15 protein-coding genes are annotated in these 16,763 nt (G+C 40.7%); 13 read left to right on the top strand and 2 right to left on the bottom strand.

The features are described 5' to 3' along the window. Positions 1-290: 290 nt before the first annotated feature. From CYP05_RS00075 to lpxD, 3 genes are read left to right on the top strand one after another with little or no spacing between them, the layout of a single operon-like run. The gene (locus CYP05_RS00075; protein ID WP_258031479.1) at positions 291-1,985 is read left to right on the top strand and encodes an acetolactate synthase large subunit; all 1,695 of its coding nucleotides are present in this window, start codon (positions 291-293) and stop codon (positions 1,983-1,985) included. A 2-nt stretch (positions 1,986-1,987) separates the two neighbouring features. After that, positions 1,988-2,449, top strand: a complete 462-nt coding sequence (ilvN, locus tag CYP05_RS00070) for an acetolactate synthase small subunit (protein ID WP_223227413.1) — start codon at positions 1,988-1,990, stop codon at positions 2,447-2,449. After that, complete coding sequence (gene lpxD, locus CYP05_RS00065) at positions 2,449-3,402, top strand: UDP-3-O-(3-hydroxymyristoyl)glucosamine N-acyltransferase (RefSeq protein ID WP_103641624.1); 954 nt, start codon at positions 2,449-2,451, stop codon at positions 3,400-3,402. Before ilvN ends, lpxD begins: the two co-directional genes overlap by 1 nt. 122 nt (positions 3,403-3,524) lie before the next feature. On the opposite strand, the gene CYP05_RS00060 is transcribed toward lpxD, so the two are convergent. Next, positions 3,525-4,223 (bottom strand): CorA family divalent cation transporter, encoded by a 699-nt coding sequence (locus CYP05_RS00060; protein ID WP_103641623.1) that lies wholly within the window; start codon positions 4,221-4,223, stop codon positions 3,525-3,527. Next, positions 4,213-5,343: a tRNA guanosine(34) transglycosylase Tgt gene (gene tgt, locus CYP05_RS00055; protein ID WP_103641622.1), complete on the bottom strand. Its 1,131-nt coding sequence runs from the start codon at positions 5,341-5,343 to the stop codon at positions 4,213-4,215. The genes CYP05_RS00060 and tgt overlap by 11 nt, the downstream gene beginning before the upstream one ends. A 79-nt stretch (positions 5,344-5,422) precedes the next feature. Here tgt and CYP05_RS00050 point away from each other — a divergent pair, with 79 nt between their 5' ends. The 10 genes from CYP05_RS00050 to mog all read left to right on the top strand — a co-directional run bounded on the left by CYP05_RS00050 (position 5,423) and on the right by mog (position 16,335). Continuing rightward, positions 5,423-6,529, top strand: a complete 1,107-nt coding sequence (locus CYP05_RS00050; RefSeq protein WP_103641621.1) for an MlaE family ABC transporter permease — start codon at positions 5,423-5,425, stop codon at positions 6,527-6,529. Continuing rightward, entirely contained in the window at positions 6,526-7,266 is a 741-nt protein-coding gene (locus CYP05_RS00045) for an ABC transporter ATP-binding protein (protein ID WP_103641620.1), read from the top strand. Before CYP05_RS00050 ends, CYP05_RS00045 begins: the two co-directional genes overlap by 4 nt. Continuing rightward, complete coding sequence (locus CYP05_RS00040; protein ID WP_103641619.1) at positions 7,267-8,199, top strand: MlaD family protein; 933 nt, start codon at positions 7,267-7,269, stop codon at positions 8,197-8,199. After that, the gene (locus CYP05_RS00035) at positions 8,196-8,756 is read left to right on the top strand and encodes an ABC-type transport auxiliary lipoprotein family protein (RefSeq protein WP_002940902.1); all 561 of its coding nucleotides are present in this window, start codon (positions 8,196-8,198) and stop codon (positions 8,754-8,756) included. Before CYP05_RS00040 ends, CYP05_RS00035 begins: the two co-directional genes overlap by 4 nt. 103 nt (positions 8,757-8,859) lie before the next feature. Continuing rightward, positions 8,860-10,278: a COG3400 family protein gene (locus CYP05_RS00030; protein ID WP_103641618.1), complete on the top strand. Its 1,419-nt coding sequence runs from the start codon at positions 8,860-8,862 to the stop codon at positions 10,276-10,278. A gap of 3 nt (positions 10,279-10,281) precedes the next feature. Continuing rightward, on the top strand, positions 10,282-11,319 hold the full coding sequence (gene aroB / locus CYP05_RS00025; RefSeq protein WP_103641617.1) for a 3-dehydroquinate synthase: 1,038 nt from the start codon (positions 10,282-10,284) through the stop codon (positions 11,317-11,319). After that, a complete protein-coding gene (locus CYP05_RS00020) occupies positions 11,316-12,905 on the top strand; it encodes a mechanosensitive ion channel domain-containing protein (RefSeq protein ID WP_103641616.1) in 1,590 nt (529 codons plus the stop codon). Before aroB ends, CYP05_RS00020 begins: the two co-directional genes overlap by 4 nt. Then, entirely contained in the window at positions 12,905-14,143 is a 1,239-nt protein-coding gene (gene mtaB / locus CYP05_RS00015; protein WP_103641615.1) for a tRNA (N(6)-L-threonylcarbamoyladenosine(37)-C(2))-methylthiotransferase MtaB, read from the top strand. Before CYP05_RS00020 ends, mtaB begins: the two co-directional genes overlap by 1 nt. Then, positions 14,130-15,782: an ATP-dependent metallopeptidase FtsH/Yme1/Tma family protein gene (locus CYP05_RS00010; protein ID WP_103641639.1), complete on the top strand. Its 1,653-nt coding sequence runs from the start codon at positions 14,130-14,132 to the stop codon at positions 15,780-15,782. The genes mtaB and CYP05_RS00010 overlap by 14 nt, the downstream gene beginning before the upstream one ends. Positions 15,783-15,795: 13 nt before the next feature. Beyond that, on the top strand, positions 15,796-16,335 hold the full coding sequence (gene mog, locus CYP05_RS00005; protein ID WP_002940911.1) for a molybdopterin adenylyltransferase: 540 nt from the start codon (positions 15,796-15,798) through the stop codon (positions 16,333-16,335). The last annotated feature ends 428 nt before the right edge of the window (positions 16,336-16,763 follow it).

The raw sequence follows: 16,763 nt of genomic DNA, 5'->3' as shown, positions 1-16,763 counted from the left end.
ATTTCTAGTTAAATTTATCTGTTTATCTTGCTTGGTTGGCTTGGTTGGCTTGGTTGGCTTGGTTGGCTCTCCCTTTTTCTAAAATTTTGCGCTAAATTTGCCAAATTTATCGAAATACTAAAAATAATATGCATAAATATATGTAAAATATTTTGTATTTTTTGCTTTTTTAACTCAAATTTTTTTCAAAAATTTTAAGATAACGCCCAAATTTCGCTAAAAAGTTAAAATGGATTTAAAATGCTTTGGGATATAATTTGCGATAAATTTATCAAAAGGCTAAAGTGATGATAAAACAAATTTCTGGTTCACAGATGATAAGCGAAGCCTTGCACGAAGAGGGCGTTGAGATAGTTTTTGGCTATCCTGGCGGTGCAGCTTTAAATATCTACGACGAGACATATAAACAAACTTATTTCAAGCACGTCTTGGTTCGCCACGAGCAAGCAGCCGTTCACGCAGCAGACGGATACGCTAGGGTTAGCGGCAAAGTTGGCGTGGCTTTTGTGACAAGCGGTCCTGGCTTTACAAACGCGGTCACTGGTCTTGCCACAGCTTACAGCGACAGCATCCCAGTTGTGCTTATAAGCGGTCAAGTACCAACCTTTATGATCGGCACAGATGCCTTTCAAGAGATCGATGCAGTCGGTATTTCACGCCCCTGTGTCAAACATAACTTTTTAGTAAATAGCGTCGAGGAGCTACCTCGCATCATAAAAGAGGCGTTTTACATCGCAAGATCAGGCCGCCCAGGACCAGTTCATATCGATATCCCAAAAAACGTCACTTCAAGGCTTGGCGACTTTGTCTATCCAAAAGAAATTTCCATCCCAAGCTACAAGCCGACATATAAAGGCAACTCTAAGCAGATCAAAAAAGCCGCAGCTGCGATAAATGAAGCAAAAAGACCGCTTCTTTACATCGGTGGCGGTGCGGTCGCGTCAAATGCTAGCGAGATCATACGTAAATTTATGAAAAAAACTGGCATCCCAGCGGTCGAGACGCTTATGGCTCTTGGCGTGCTTGATGCAAAAGATGAGCTAAATTTAGGCATGGCGGGCATGCACGGCAGCTACGCTTCAAATATGGCTCTTAGCGAGTGCGACCTTCTCATCTCGCTTGGCGCTAGATTTTGCGATAGGGTTACAGGCAAAACTGACGAGTTTGCCAAACATGCTAAGATCATCCACATCGACATCGATCCAAGCTCTATCTCAAAGATCATAAACGCTCACTATCCGATAGTTGGCGACCTTACAAACGTGCTAAGCGAGCTTTATGAAGAGGTGAAAGGTGAGCCTAAAAACTATGCGCCTTGGAGAGAAATTTTAGATAGATATCAAAAACTAAACCCACTTGGCTACACAGATAGCGACAAGGTCTTAAAGCCTCAATGGGTCGTTGAAGAGACCGCAAAGATAGTTGGCCCTGAGGCTATCATCGCAACTGACGTCGGTCAGCACCAGATGTGGGTGGCGCAGTTTTATCCATTTAACCGCGCAAGGCAGCTTATCACAAGTGGCGGCCTTGGTACGATGGGATATGGCCTGCCAGCAGCGATCGGCGCAAAGTGCGCGATGCCTGAGCATTTGGTTGTAAATTTCACAGGCGATGGCTCGATACTTATGAATATCCAAGAGCTTATGACTGCTTATGAGACAAATGTCCCTGTCATAAACATCATCTTAAACAACAACTTCTTAGGCATGGTGCGCCAGTGGCAGACATTTTTCTATGAAAAGCGCTACTCATCGACTGATCTTAGCTTGCAGCCTGATTTTGTAAAGATCGCTGAGGGATTTGGCGGCGTTGGCTTTGTATGCAAGAGCAAAGATGAGTTTAAAAAGGCTTTAAAAGAGGCGATCAAGAGTAAAAAATCAGCACTTATTGACGTGAGGATCGACCGCTTTGAGGACGTGCTTCCTATGGTTCCAGCTGGGGCTGCAATTTATAATATGATATTAAAGAGCAAGGAAGAAAAATGAGTATCAGAAGAACGATTTCGGTTATAGTTTTAAATGAACATGGCGTTTTGGCTAGGATTTCTGGACTTTTTGCGGGCAGGGGCTACAACATCGACACGCTCACAGTCGCTCCGATACCTGAGAGCAACTTCTCAAGGCTAAGCATCGTCACAAGCGGCGATGAGAGGGTTTTAGAGCAGATCGTAAAACAGCTTCACAAGCTCATCCCAACATATAAAGTCATAGAAAGTGGCGAATTTGTCGAAAAAGAGATGGCACTTGTGAAAATCCCGCTTGGTGAAAATTTCGCTGGTCTTGAGGCGATACTAAAGACATACAATGGCATCGTCACAAATACAAACGAAAACTACATCGTCGTCATGGTGGCTGATGATGCGAGCAGGGTAGAGAGCTTTTTAAAATCGATAAAAAAATTTAACCCAGTTGATGTCGTGCGCGGCGGATCTGTGATAATGGATATATGATGAAACTAAGCGAAATAGCCTTAAAAGTAGATGCTACTTTTAGTGGAGAAGATCTTGAAATTTTTGCTCTAAATTCTTTAAAAAATGCAAATAAAGCTGAGCTAACATACTGCGATGGCGAGAAAAATGCTAAATTTATAAGCACTTCAAACGCTGGAGCTATCTTGGTGACAAAATCGCTTTTGGACTTAGTGCCAGCTGGCATGGTAGCGCTTGTGTGCGACAACCCGCACCTTGCATTTGCCATCCTTAGCAAAATTTACGCTAAGCCGCTTTTTTGCGAGCCAAAACCATCAAATATCGCCCAGAGCGCCACTATAATGCCAAATGTCTATATCGGCTCAAACGTGAGCGTGGGCGAAAATACGATAGTGATGGCTGGAGCTTTTTTGGGCGATAACGTAACTATCGGTAAAAACTGCATCATCCATCCAAACGTCGTCATCTATAATGACTGCGTCATTGGCAATGAGTGCCACCTGCTAGCAAACTGCGTCATCGGCAGCGACGGCTTTGGCTATGCGCATACAAAAACTGGCGAGCATGTAAAAATTTATCACAACGGCAACGTTGTTTTGGGCGATTTTGTCGAGATCGGCGCTTGCACTACGATAGATCGTGGCGTTTTTGAAAGCACGATGATCGCAAACTACACAAAGATAGACAATCTCGTTCAAATAGGCCATAACTGCGAGCTTGGAAATGGCTGCCTCATCGTCTCACAAACTGGTCTTGCTGGCTCAACAGTGCTAGGCAGAAACGTCGTCATGGGCGGACAAAGTGGCTCAGCTGGTCATGTAAAAGTGGGCGACTTTGCGCAGATCGCTGCACGCGGCGGCGTTAGCAAAGACCTACCTGGCGGCAAAAAATACGCTGGAGCTTATCCGATAATGGAGCTTTCAGAGATGTTTAAAATCCAGGCTAAGATGATTAGATTTTTTAGAAAAAACTAAAATTGGATTTAGTAGGTTTAATTTTCTAAATTGCAATAACGTGGCGATGAGATTATTATTAAGAAAAAATAACTTCAAATTTGCTTGGCAGGTTGGATCAACTTGCCAAGCTTCGCATAAATTTAACTAATATCCTTATTTGGTCTGTAATAAAATATAAAAAATAGCACACAAAGCATCGCTACAAAGGCAAAAACTATCAACGTGCCATCTTTAAATGAGCTTAAAAACATGCCATTTGTATTCATCCCAAAAAAGCCAGTGATGAAATTTATCGGTAGAAATAACGCCGAAAGTAGCGTTAAAAGGTAGATATTTTTGTTTATCTTGTCGTTTTTGTCGCTTTGTATAAATGTATAGATGTCCTCAACTCTATAGGCGTATTCGTTGGCTATGGTTTTAAAGACACTTGCTTCGTGGATGCTGTTTTTAAGCTCTTTTTTAAGACCTTGCTGCTCGCTTTGGCAGATCGCAAGAGCTTCGTAAAAGTGCGAAATGCTATTTTGAAATTTTCTGATCTCATACTTTAAAAAGTGGTGTCTTTTTATAAATTTCTCAAAATTTTTTTGGCTAGCATAAATTTTCTCATACTCATTTAGCTCGTCTTGGTGCTCTAAAATTTTATTTGCAAATTCATTGCAAAGCCCCTTAAGAGCAGCTTCAAACATATTTTTATCACACTCATGATCAAAGTCTTCTTTATAAATTTTGTCATCTTTAAATAAAAATTTAAAAACTTGCTTTTGTGACGGCGAGATGAGCGTGATGTAGTCAAATGCATCTCCATAAAAATATCCACAAAGTGCGCTTTTATAGCTCATCTGTGCTCCTTTTTGCGTAGAAATTTCGCTTAAATTTAGTAAATTCTCCTCGCTCTATCGCCTCTCTCATCTCTTTCATTAAATTTAGATAGTAGTGTAGGTTGTGAAGGCTTGCTAGTCTAAAAAATGTTAGCTCTCTAGCCTTAAAAAGGTGGTTTAGATAGCCTCTGGAGTAGCGCTTGCAGGTGTAGCACTGGCAAGCTGGGTCTATTGGCGCGTTGTCGTTTATAAATTTGGCTGATTTTATATTTATCTTGCCAAAGCTAGTAAAGAGCGTGCCGTTTCTTGCGTTTCTTGTTGGCATAACGCAGTCAAACATATCAACGCCTCGCTCAACGTTTTCAACAAGATCTTCAGGCGTGCCAACGCCCATTAGATAGCGAGGTCTTAGCTCATCCATAAATGGCATAACCGCCTCAACCGTGTCATACATCGCCTCATTGCTCTCGCCAACGCTTAGCCCACCTATGGCAAGGCCGTCAAATGGCATCTCGTTTAAGGCTTCAGCGCAAAATTTACGTGCCTCATAGTCGGTGCCACCTTGAACGATGCCAAAGATATTTTGCTGCAAGCCAACGCCCTTGCTTTGCATAAATTTGTGATAATCAATCGCCTCTTTTGCCCATTTTATCGTTCGTTTTATGCTTATATCTATCCTTTTTGGCTCAGCTGGCAAGGCAACCAAATCATCAAGTATCATCATGATGTCGCTGCCAAGCTCATACTGTGTGTCAAGGACGGATCTTGGCGTGAAGTAGTGTGTGCTGCCGTCGATGTGGCTTTTAAATTTTATCCCGCCATCGTCGTTTTTAGTGTTTGACCTAAGCGAAAATGCCTGAAATCCGCCGCTATCAGTTAAAAACGAGCGATCAAATTTAGAAAAGCCGTGAAGCCCGCCAAACTCGCGCACGACCTTGCTGCCAGGGCGCAGATACATGTGATAGGTGTTTGCTAAGATTATCTTTGCGTCTAAAATTTCACTCATATCAAAGGCATCTAGGCTTTTAACTGCGCCAACCGTGCCAACTGGCATGAAGACTGGCGTTTGTATCACGCTGTGAGCGGTTGTTAGGACGCCGCGCCTTGCGTTGCCATCTTTTTTTATAACTTCAAATTTCATCTAAGTCCTTAAAATTTTTGATTTTTTATTTTAACAAAATTTATAATATAATCCAGAAATTTTAAGGCAAAGGAACTTTTTGCAAAAGAGAAATGACATCGTTTTTAACGAAGCAAACGGCACTGCGACCATAAAATTTGCAGGTGAGTTTAGCTACAAAGACGCAAAAAATTTACAAAGCATTTTTAAAAAAATCCAAAAGCTTAACGGCAATGTTAAATTTGACTTTAGCGAGCTAAAGAGCATTGATTATGCTGTTTTGATCCTTTTAAAAAACACGCTAAATGGCAAGAAATTTGAGATCATCACAAATGATGAGAAGATAAAGGCGATGAGCGATCTTTTAAATGACGAAAAGATCGACTTTAACTACATGCCACCGCACAATAGCCTAAATTTCTTCTCGCGCCTTGGTGAGAAAATTTGCGAGGGATTTGTAAATTTGCTTGAGTTTGGCTCGTTTTTGGGCGAGTTTTTGATAAAGAGTGTGAGGATTTTATTTAATCCTGCAAATTTAAGATTTAGAGAATTTAGCAACTACATAAAAGATGGTGGCGTAAATGCTGTTTTCATCGTATCGCTCACCGCTTTTTTGATAGGCGTCGTGCTTGCTTATCTTGGCAGTGCGATGCTTGCAAGCTTTGGGGCAAGTATATTTATAGTAGAGATCATGGGCATGCTAACACTTAGAGAGGTCGCTCCGCTCATCGCTGCTATCGTTGTGGCAGGCAGGTCGGCCTCTAGCTTTACCGCGCAAATAGGCGCTATGAAGCTAACCGAGGAGATAGACGCGATGAAGACGATGGGCTTTGAGCCATTTAACTTCTTGGTGCTGCCGCGCATCATCGCCATGGTGCTTTGCGTGCCTGTCATCATCTTTATAGCTGATAGCATAAGTATCTTAGGGCAGATGATCATTTGCCAAACGATACTTGATATCAGCTTTAGCGACTATCTCAATAGATTTCGCGAGATGGTCGAGCTTAGGCACTTTGCTGTTGGTATGATAAAGGCTCCGTTTTTTGGCGCGGTGATAGCGATCATTGGGTGCATGAGAGGATTTGGCGTTAGTCAAAACGCCCAAAGTCTTGGAGCGATGACAACCGTTAGCGTTGTAAATGCGATATTTTGGGTCATTGCACTTGATGCATTTTTCGCGATAATTTTTATGTGGCTAAAGATATGAACGAGATAATAGTTGGAAAAAACATAACGACAAGTTATGGCGATAAGATAATGCACGATAATGTGAGCTGGAGCGTCAAAGAGGCTGAAATTTACGGCTTCTTAGGCGGCAGTGGCACTGGTAAAACGACGCTAATGAAGACGATGATATATCTAAAAAAGCCAAATAAGGGCGATATAACGTTTGACGGCGTCAATATGTGGAAAAGTAGCCAACAAGAACAACAAGATATAAAGCTAAAAAGTGGGACGATGTTTCAGTTTGGAGCGCTTTATAGCTCGATGACGATCCTTGATAACGTGGGCGTTTTGCTTCATGAGTACTCTAAATTTAACAAGCGCCAGATCGATGAGATAGCGATGTTTTGGATACAAAAGGTGGGGCTTAAAAAAGAGGTCTCAATGCTCTATCCAAGCGAGCTAAGTGGCGGTATGAAAAAAAGAGCCGCACTTGCAAGAGCCTTGGTGCTAAGCCCTAGGGTGCTATTTTTAGATGAGCCAAACAGCGGACTTGATCCTGTTAGCTCACGTCAGATGGACGCGCTCATAAAAGAGCTTCGTGATAGTATCGGCGTAACTGTCGTCATGGTGACGCATGATGCGGATAGTATTTTTGATATTTTGGATAGATTTTTGATAATAGATAACAAAAAGATAGCCTTTGAGGGAGATATAAAAGAGCTTGAGCATCTTGAAAACAACCCGCTTGAAGAGCTATTTAAAATGAGGAAAAAGTAGATGGAAAATAGAAATTCTTATACCATTGTCGGCATGTTTTTCATAGCCTGCCTTACAGCGTTTGCCATATTTATCTGGTGGATGACTAGCAAAAATAACACAAAGGTTGATTTTAAAGAGTATTACATCCACACAAGCGAGCTGCCAAGCGGGCTAAAGGTTGATTCTACGGTTAAATTTATCGGTGTGCCAGCTGGAAGCGTTAGTGATATAAATTTTGTCGATGACAAAAACGCTCTTATAAACATCACAATGAAGATAAGAGAGGATCTGCCTATCAAGGCTGATAGCGTGGCTAGCATCGAAGTTCAGGCTATTAGCGGTGTGGCTAGTATCAATATAAGCCGAGGCACGAAGGATTTTAAACCAGGCGATAAGCCTATCTTAAAGCTTGAAGAGAGCCTTCTTTCAAAGCTTGGAAACAACGCTGAGAACATCACTTTAAAGATAAATCAAACCCTTGATAAAGTTGATGGCTTTTTCTCAGCTGAAAATATCTCTCACATCAAATCAATCCTAAGAAATATCGATAAATTTACTCAGGTTTTAACCGATGAAAATGGCTTAAGCGAGGTTGATAGCATCGTTAAAAATGTAAAAAATTTCACCGACAGCCTAAACAAAACAGACACAAAAGAGCTTGCTAAAAATTTAAACACGCTAATCGCAAGTGCAAATTCAGTTTTCAAATCAGCAAATTCGGCTGTCACTGGATATAGCTCGCTTCAAGATATCATCACTCAAAAGGTAAAAAACGGCGAGTATGACCTTAGAAACACGGTCTCTCCGCTTCTTAGAGAGGCTAGTGAGTTTTTAAATGGATTTGACAAGACGCTACGTGAGTTTAGAGGCGCGCTTCAAAGACTTGAGGACAATCCTTACGAGTTTTTCTTCACAAATCCAGTGCCAAATGACAAAGGAGATAAAAAATGAGAAATTTAATCTTTCTAGCGGCTGCATTTTTATTTTTTGGCTGCTCGCTAAAGACCGACGTGCCAATGGCAACTATGTATGAAATTCACTACTCAAACAAAGAGTGCTCGGCTGAAAACAAGCAAAAAGAGCTAAAAAATGTCTTTATAGAAAACGTAAGTGCCCTTGATATGGTCGATACCAGAAAAATTTTAATTGTCGCTGAAAACAATAAGATAAGATATTTGACAGACGCCAAATTTGTATCTGAACCAAGCGAGATGATCTATAAATCACTCGTAAAAGGGCTTTACTCAAACTGCGCTGCAAAGCCGATATTTTCGCCAAATGCAAAGGATCTTAGGCTAAAAGTTAGCATCATCTCACTGCAAATAAGAGGCGATAAGGCCGAAGTTTCGCTAGCGTATGAGCTATTTAACGCAAACACCTCGCTAAAATCAGGCATGATCACAAAAGAAATTTTCTGCCCAGACCCAAGCTCAAGCACCATTTTTGAGACGATAAACAAGGCTGCAAACTCAGCTATCGATACTTTAATCTCTGAAATAATCTACTAAAATTTTCTTAAATTTTTTGGCTGTGAAAGCTTAAATTTACAGCCAAAAATAGCTTATTTTAAAGACCTTTTGTTATAATGCGGCTTTAAAATACGGAGAATTAATGAAGAAAATTTTAATAATAGCTGGTGGAGCTTTTGCAAGAAATTTTTTAGATAGACTTCTTGGAGCAAAGTCAAATTTACACCACTACATCGTTGTTTCAAACGAAGATCACAGCCAAAAGGCAAATTACGAAAATTTCACATTTTATCAGTTTGATCCAACCAGTCTTTCAAAGCTAAAGAGCATAAGTGATGGCTATTTTAGCCAGTTTTGTATCGTGAGTGAGAACAAAAATGAAGCGGTTGCTGTTTATGAAAATTTAAGACAGATCAGCACAAAAACTGAGACCATTTTCATGAATTCGTGGGAGCTAGATGAAAAGTGCAAGGAGACTTTCGCGAGCGACAAGCATCTAAGCGTAGTTGATATAAGAGATATCGCAGCTTCAAGGCTTATGGACTATCTGCCAGATATGCCTGTATATGCTGATAATATCGGCTTTAGCGAGGGCGAGATCATGGAGGTTAAGGTGCCTATTGGCAGCTCATATATGTATCGCCATGTAAGCTCGATCGCTCAAAAAAGATGGCGGATAGCGCTTATTTATAGAGGCGCTGAGATCATCTTGCCAAAGCCAAACACAATGATCCAGCCAAGCGATATCTTGCTAATCGTTGGCGATCCAAACGTGCTTCAAAACGTTTATCGCTCGATAAAACGCGAAAGTGGGCAGTTTCCAAGTCCGTTTGGCAGCAACATCTACACGCTAATTGATATGAGATCAATGAGCAAAGAGCGAGTTAGCAAGCTCATAAAAGATAGCTTATATGTGCATTCAAAGCTAAATAACAAACGCCTTATCTTTAGAGTGATAAACCCAACTTTGGGCGAAAATTTAGAGACGCTAAAGGCGATAAAAGAGAAAAATATCCTTGTTTTGATGGATTATTTTAACAGCGACAATAAATCGATAAAAGATGACGTTTTAAAACACGATATCGGACTGATCATAAGCGACGATAGATACTTTTTTAAATTTCAAAAGCTATTTTACGAGCTGAAAATACCAGTGCTAAAAACGGGTAAAATTTTACTCTCAAATATAAAAGAGGGCGTGATACTGGGCGATCAAAGCCAAGAAGTAGAAAATCAATCAGCCGTCATTACAGACTGCTGCGCGCAGCTTGATTTGGAGATGAGATTTTACTATTTTGATAACAAACATAGCGACGATGAGGCGTTAAAAGAGCACTTTGAGAGCATTAGCACGCTCTTTTCAAAGCGCATAAAGATAGAAAATCACAGCCTCAAAAACCCGCTAGTGAAGCTAAAGGGCACAAATGATCTGCTTCATTTTGTGATGTTTACTAAAAACGTGGCAAATGGCAGCGCTTTTGCCTTTTTATCGACAAATTTAAATAGACTTTATAAAAAACTAAGTCAAAACGCACAGCTTTTTGTGCCAGTAAGTGAGTAGAAAATGCAGATAAATTTAAACCTTAAGGAAAAGGCGTCAAGTTATAAAATTTATATAAATGAGCTTGAGAGATTAGAGCTAAAGGGCAAGGTTGGCATCGTCACAAACGCCAAAGTGGCGGGGCTTCACCTTGAAAAGCTACTTAGCGTTTTAAAGTGCGATGAGAAATTTATCATAAGCGTGCCAGACGGCGAAGAGTATAAAAACCTTGAGACGATAGAGCAAATTTTAGAGCAGCTTTTTGTTAGTAAATTTGACCGCTCATCTACGCTCATAGCCCTTGGTGGTGGCGTCATCAGCGATATGACTGGCTTTGCGGCAAGCATATATGAAAGAGGGATAAGCTTTATTAATATCCCAACCACGCTTTTAGCGCAGGTTGATGCTAGTGTGGGCGGAAAAACTGGGGTAAATAACAAATTTGGAAAAAATTTAATTGGCTCATTTTATCAGCCAAAGGCAGTTTTTTGTGAGATAAATTTCTTAAAAACACTGCCAAAGAGAGAATTTGCAGCTGGTGTGGCCGAGGCTTTAAAGATGGCGATAACCTTTGATAAAGAGATGTTTGACTGGTTAAAGAGCGTAAATTTAGACGATGAAAATTTAGCAAAGCTAGTTGAAAAGTCGATAAATTTAAAGGCTAGAGTGGTCGAGCAAGATGAGAAAGAAAAGGGGCTAAGAGCTATCCTAAACTACGGACACACCTTTGCTCACGTCATCGAAAACGAGACAAACTACAAAGAATTTTTACACGGCGAAGCGGTGGCGATAGGTATGAATATGGCAAATCGACTAAGTGTTAGACTGGGTCTCATGAGCGAGGCGCAGGCAGAGGAGATCAAGCAGGTCTTAGTGAAATTTGATCTGCCTGTAAGCTATAAAATAGAAAATGAATATGCATTTTACGAGGCGTTTTTTATGGATAAAAAGACAAAAGGTGATAAGATAAATTTCATAATCGCAGATAAAATCGGCAGTGCGTTCATCAAAAATGACGTCAAAAAAGAGGACGTTTTAGAAACTTTGAGAGAATTTAAATGAAAAAGATCCTAATTTTTCTACTTTTTTGCTTTGCGCTTTACGCTGAAGAAAACGCGACACTTGAGCAAAATGTCTCACAAAATTTACAAAATAGCGAGCTTATAAAAGAAATTTCAAATCTAGATAACTCCCTAAAAAACAACATCTGGATCACAAGATACGCCAACTACAACACCTATCAAAAGCTTCTTGATGAGCTAGAGCAAAATGAAAATGAGCTTAAAAAGCTCGATAAAGGCTCAAAAAGAGGTGGCGATCTCATTAAGAGAAGTCAAACTCTAAAAGAGCAGATAAATTTGCTAAAAGAGTATGAGAAAACGCCATTTTCAAATATGCTAGCAGCCCCAGAAATGGAGACACCACCTAGGATAAATAGCCCAGTGGCGCTGGTGTCTGGCTTTTCATATATCAAAAAGATAAGAAGCGACAAGATCGAGTACCAAAGGCACATCAAAGAGCTTGACTCCTTGCTTGAGAAGCTTGAAGCAAAAGAAAATTTGCTAAATAGACTAAATTTAGTAGATGACAGCGAGCAAAATAGAGCAAGTCTAAATCTTGCAAAGCAAGAGATAGGCGACTTCAAAGCGGCAAAACAGATTGCTGATACTACTTATAGCGTCTATGAAAAAAGAGCAGATGAAGCGGTAAATATGACGACTTCTGACATCAAGGCTCAGTTTTTAAGCATGGGCTACACAGCCATCGTCATCCTTTTGACGATCGGACTAACGTTTATCGCTAAATTTATCGTTAAAAGAACGATCACGGATAACGAGAGATTTTACACGGTCAATAAATTCTTAAACGTGCTAAACATCACCGTTATCATCATAATTTTGCTCTTTTCATACATCGAAAACGTCACATATCTAGTAACCGTGCTAGGTTTTGCCTCAGCTGGTATCGCCATCGCGATGAAAGATATGTTTATGAGCATGCTTGGCTGGATGGTTATCATGTTTGGTGGCACGATCCACGTGGGCGACCGCGTCAGGGTCTATCACGACGGTAGCGAATTTGTGGGTGATGTGATAGACATTTCGCTGCTTCGCTTAACCGTCTTTGAAGACGTTAGCTACTCGACCTATAAGACAAACCGCCGTGCAGGTAGGATCATCTTTGTGCCAAATAACTACATCTTTACAGATCTCATCGCAAACTACTCGCACTACGGCATGAAGACCGTTTGGGACGGCATAGATGTCGTGATAAGCTTTGATAGTAACCACAAAAAAGCCGCCTATCTAGCAAAAAATATAGTAAAAAAATATTCAAAAGGCTACACTGACATCGCAAAACGCCAGATGAACAAGCTAAGAAGCCAGTACAGCATCAAAAATCCAAACGTAGAGCCAAGAATTTATACATTTTTTGAGCCTTACGGCATAAATATCTCATGCTGGTTTATGTCAAACTCATACGCCACGCTCGCTCTTAGAAGCACGATAAGCGCTGAGATCATAGAGGCATTTTTGGCTCACGATGATATAAAGATAGCTTACCCAACACAAACTATGTTTATAGGCAAGAAAGAAACGCCAAGCGATCACGTAGCTCACGCTGAGCAAGAGGGCGAAAATATCTAATGCAAAAGATATTTTTTAAGACATTTGGATGCCGCACAAACATCTATGACACCGAGCTTTTAAAGAGCTACATCAAAGACTATGAGATCACAAATGACGAAGAGGTCGCTGATATCGTCGTGATAAACTCATGCACCGTGACAAATTCGGCTGATAGTGGCGTTAGAAACTATATAAACGGCGTAAAAAGACGTGGCGCAAAGGTCATACTAACAGGATGTGGCGCGGTTAGTAAGGGCAAAGAGCTGTTTAATAGCGGCGTCTTTGGCGTGCTAGGAGCTAGTAAAAAGAGTGATCTAAACGAGCTTTTAAAGCAAGAGAAGCCATTTTTTGAGCTTGGAAATTTAAACTCAGTCGATAAAAATATCGTCACAAACTACGAAAATCACACAAAGGCCTTTATAAAAATTCAAGAAGGTTGCAACTTTAACTGCAGCTACTGCATCATCCCATCAGTGCGTGGCAAAGCTAGGAGTATGGATGAGGCGATGATACTAAAAGAAGCTAGAATTTTAGCTCAAAATGGCTATAATGAGCTCGTTCTAACTGGCACAAACATAGGCAGTTACGGCAAGGATACAAATAGCTCTCTTGGCAAATTGCTAGCAAATTTAGGCAAAATTTCAGGCATCAGACGCATAAGACTTGGCAGTATCGAGCCAAGCCAGATAGATGAGAGCTTTAGAGAAATTTTAAAAGAGGAGTGGCTGGAGCGTCATCTTCACATCGCACTTCAGCATACGAGCGAGGCGATGCTAAAGATCATGCGCAGGCGAAACAACGCATTTAGCGACTTAGAGCTTTTTAATGAGCTAAGCTCACTTGGCTTTGCTTTGGGGACTGACTATATCGTGGGTCATCCAGGTGAGAGTGAAGAAATTTGGGCAGAGGCGGTGGAAAATTTCAAGAAATTTCCTATCACACATCTACACGCTTTTGTCTATTCGCCAAGGCGAGATACGCACTCAGCGACGCTAAAAAGCGACGTAAGTGGCGACGTGGCAAAGGAAAGGCTGAAAGTTTTACAAGGCATTGCTTTTAAAAATAATGAAAATTTTAGAAAAAAACACAACGGTGCTTTAAAAATTTTAGTCGAGCAAAAAAATGGCGACTTTTACGAGGGCTTTGATCAGTTTTACAACAAAGCTAAAATTTCTAGTCAAAATGACATAACAAAAGAGTGGTTGGAGGTAAGCGAATATGAAATTAAGCCAGATGCCAATTATGCAAAAATTTAAATTTAACAAGAAAAATATCCTGATAATAGCCGCTATGGCTCTGATAATAGCGCTACTTTTTGCTGTGAGCAAAGAGCCACGAAACATCACCTACTCGCAATATATGCAGCTAATGGATGGAAATTTCATCGATAAAGCGGTCATCGACGAAGATGAGGTCATCCTCTATGCGCAAAATAACCGCTTTGCCATCATAAAAGAGGGCATAGACATAAAAGAGCTCATCAAAAAGGTCCCAGTCGAGCGAAGCGTGCAGTATATCACGCCAGGCATGGTTTGGGGAAGCATTATCTTTGTTTGTCTTGTACTTTGGTATGCATATATTTTTCGGGCTATCAAGAAAAAAGAGGAGAGCCTTTTAAGCAAAAAAGACGGCGCTTTTGAGATAGAAAGCGTGCTAAATCAAAATGCGATGCCAGTCATCTCGAATGTGAGATTTAGCGATGTAGCGGGCATTAGCGAGGTCAAAAGCGAGCTTAGTGAGATAGTTGATTTTCTTAAAAATCCGCAAAAATATAGAAATTTTGGTATCAAAATGCCAAAAGGCGTGCTAATGATCGGCCCTCCAGGCGTTGGTAAGACGCTTGTGGCAAAGGCAGTCGCTGGCGAGGCAAATGTGCCGTTTTTTTACCAAAATGGCGCAAGTTTTGTGCAAATTTACGTCGGCATGGGCGCAAAAAGAGTTAGAGAGCTCTTTAGCAGAGCCAAATCCTACGCACCTTCAATCATCTTTATCGACGAGATAGACGCCGTTGGCAAGAGCAGGGGTGGCACTAGAAACGACGAGCGAGAAGCCACGCTTAATCAGCTGCTAACCGAGATGGACGGCTTTGAAGATAACTCAGGCGTCATCGTCATAGCTGCAACAAACAGGATCGAGATGATCGACGAGGCGCTGCTTAGATCAGGGCGCTTTGATAGGCGTATATTTTTATCAATGCCTGATTTTAACGACAGGGTGGCGATCCTAAACACATATCTAAGAGATAAAAACTGCGAAGTGTCAGCCGAGGATATCGCTAGGATGAGTGTTGGCTTTTCTGGTGCGGCACTTAGCACGCTTGTAAATGAAGCAGCGATAAATGCCCTGAGAAACGGCGAAAGCGTGCTTAGGATGAGGGACTTTGAGGCTGTTTTAAACAAGGTCTTGCTCGGCAAGAAAAAGGTGCTAAGCTACAGCGAGAGCGAGAAGAAAATTCAAGCCATCTATCAAGGCGCAAAGGCGCTAAGTGCTTACTGGTTTGATGTGAAATTTGAAAAAATTTCGCTCATTGAAGACCGCTTTATGGCGACTGAGCAAGAGATCGAGTCAAAGTCACAGATGCTCTCACGCATAAAGGTTTTAATCTCTGGCATGTGTAAGCTCGAGATAGATGAGAACGACATCTTTTCAAACTCAAGCAACGATCTAAATTTAGCAAAAGAGATCGCTTCAAAGATGGTTTATGAGTATGGCATGGGAAATTCTTTCGTGCCAAATCCAAACGATGTGGAAGAAATTTTAAAACAAGCAAAAGATGAGATAATCTCATTTTTAAAGGGCACGAACGAGCAGATCGCAAGGATAAGCTCATATCTGCTTGCTTATGAGAGCGTAGATAAAGAGACGCTTGCTAAAATTTTAAATGAAAACTACTAATAAAGGAGAAAAAATGAAAGCAAAAATAGGAATTCTAACTATGTCAGATCGCGCAAGCGAAGGCACATACGAGGATAAATCAGGACCAGCGATTAAAGAGGTGCTTGACGGCTGGATAGTAAGCGAGAGAGAGTATTTTTACGAGGTGATCCCTGATGAGCTTGATCTCATAAAAGAGAGGCTCGTGCACATGATAGATGTGCTAGGATGCGACCTTGTGCTAACTACTGGAGGCACAGGACCAGCAGTGAGAGATGTCACCCCAGAGGCTACTGAGGCAGTTTGCGAGAAGATGATGCCAGGCTTTGGTGAGCTAATGAGAGCTGCAAGCTTGCAATACGTCCCAACAGCGATCCTATCACGCCAAACAGCAGGCATAAGAGGCCATGCGCTAATCATAAATTTACCAGGTCAGCCAAAAGCGATAAAAGAGTGCTTAGAGCCGGTATTTCCAGCAGTGCCATACTGCATCGATCTTATAGAGGGTGCATTTATCGAGACTGATGAAAACGTGATGAAAGTTTTCCGCCCAAAACAAAAGAAAATTTCTTAAATTTAATTCACGATAGAGCCTAAATTTAAGCTAGCCATCTTTGGTGGCGGCTAAATTTAGGTTTTTGCTTACTATTTTAAATTTATATATTTAAATTTGACTGCAATCAATAAAATTTAGTAATTTTATAATAACCGATGTTTGGTTGGCTGGCGCACCGAGTGGTAAAAGCTATATTTTATTAGTAAATTTTATATAAGTGTTTTTAACAAAATAGATCGTGCCACACAAAAATCAAATTTGGCAAATAATATATGTATCTTAATTTGCTATTTGCCCTTTGGATAATGTCAAATTTTGCAAAATAAGGCAGGTTTTTTGTGGCAAAAGTTATAAAATTTCAGAGTAAATTTAAACTCTAAAATTTATACAAAAAAGATGATGAAATAAGCTAGAGCTAGGAAAACAATGCTTTATAAACTTAATAA

The organism is Campylobacter concisus (assembly GCF_002913545.1).
GTDB lineage: Bacteria > Campylobacterota > Campylobacteria > Campylobacterales > Campylobacteraceae > Campylobacter_A > Campylobacter_A concisus_AV.
This window is presented reverse-complemented; position numbering and strand designations above follow the sequence as displayed.

What these genes read in the sequence shown, in the direction of transcription:
- lpxD (WP_103641624.1), top strand. Translation starts at nt 2,449, where the DNA reads ATGAAACTAAGCGAAATAGCCTTAAAAGTAGATGCTACTTTTAGTGGA.
- CYP05_RS00060 (WP_103641623.1), bottom strand. Translation starts at nt 4,223, where the DNA reads ATGAGCTATAAAAGCGCACTTTGTGGATATTTTTATGGAGATGCATTT.
- tgt (WP_103641622.1), bottom strand. Translation starts at nt 5,343, where the DNA reads ATGAAATTTGAAGTTATAAAAAAAGATGGCAACGCAAGGCGCGGCGTC.
- CYP05_RS00045 (WP_103641620.1), top strand. Translation starts at nt 6,526, where the DNA reads ATGAACGAGATAATAGTTGGAAAAAACATAACGACAAGTTATGGCGAT.
- CYP05_RS00040 (WP_103641619.1), top strand. Translation starts at nt 7,267, where the DNA reads ATGGAAAATAGAAATTCTTATACCATTGTCGGCATGTTTTTCATAGCC.
- CYP05_RS00035 (WP_002940902.1), top strand. Translation starts at nt 8,196, where the DNA reads ATGAGAAATTTAATCTTTCTAGCGGCTGCATTTTTATTTTTTGGCTGC.
- CYP05_RS00030 (WP_103641618.1), top strand. Translation starts at nt 8,860, where the DNA reads ATGAAGAAAATTTTAATAATAGCTGGTGGAGCTTTTGCAAGAAATTTT.
- aroB (WP_103641617.1), top strand. Translation starts at nt 10,282, where the DNA reads ATGCAGATAAATTTAAACCTTAAGGAAAAGGCGTCAAGTTATAAAATT.
- CYP05_RS00020 (WP_103641616.1), top strand. Translation starts at nt 11,316, where the DNA reads ATGAAAAAGATCCTAATTTTTCTACTTTTTTGCTTTGCGCTTTACGCT.
- mtaB (WP_103641615.1), top strand. Translation starts at nt 12,905, where the DNA reads ATGCAAAAGATATTTTTTAAGACATTTGGATGCCGCACAAACATCTAT.
- CYP05_RS00010 (WP_103641639.1), top strand. Translation starts at nt 14,130, where the DNA reads ATGCAAAAATTTAAATTTAACAAGAAAAATATCCTGATAATAGCCGCT.
- mog (WP_002940911.1), top strand. Translation starts at nt 15,796, where the DNA reads ATGAAAGCAAAAATAGGAATTCTAACTATGTCAGATCGCGCAAGCGAA.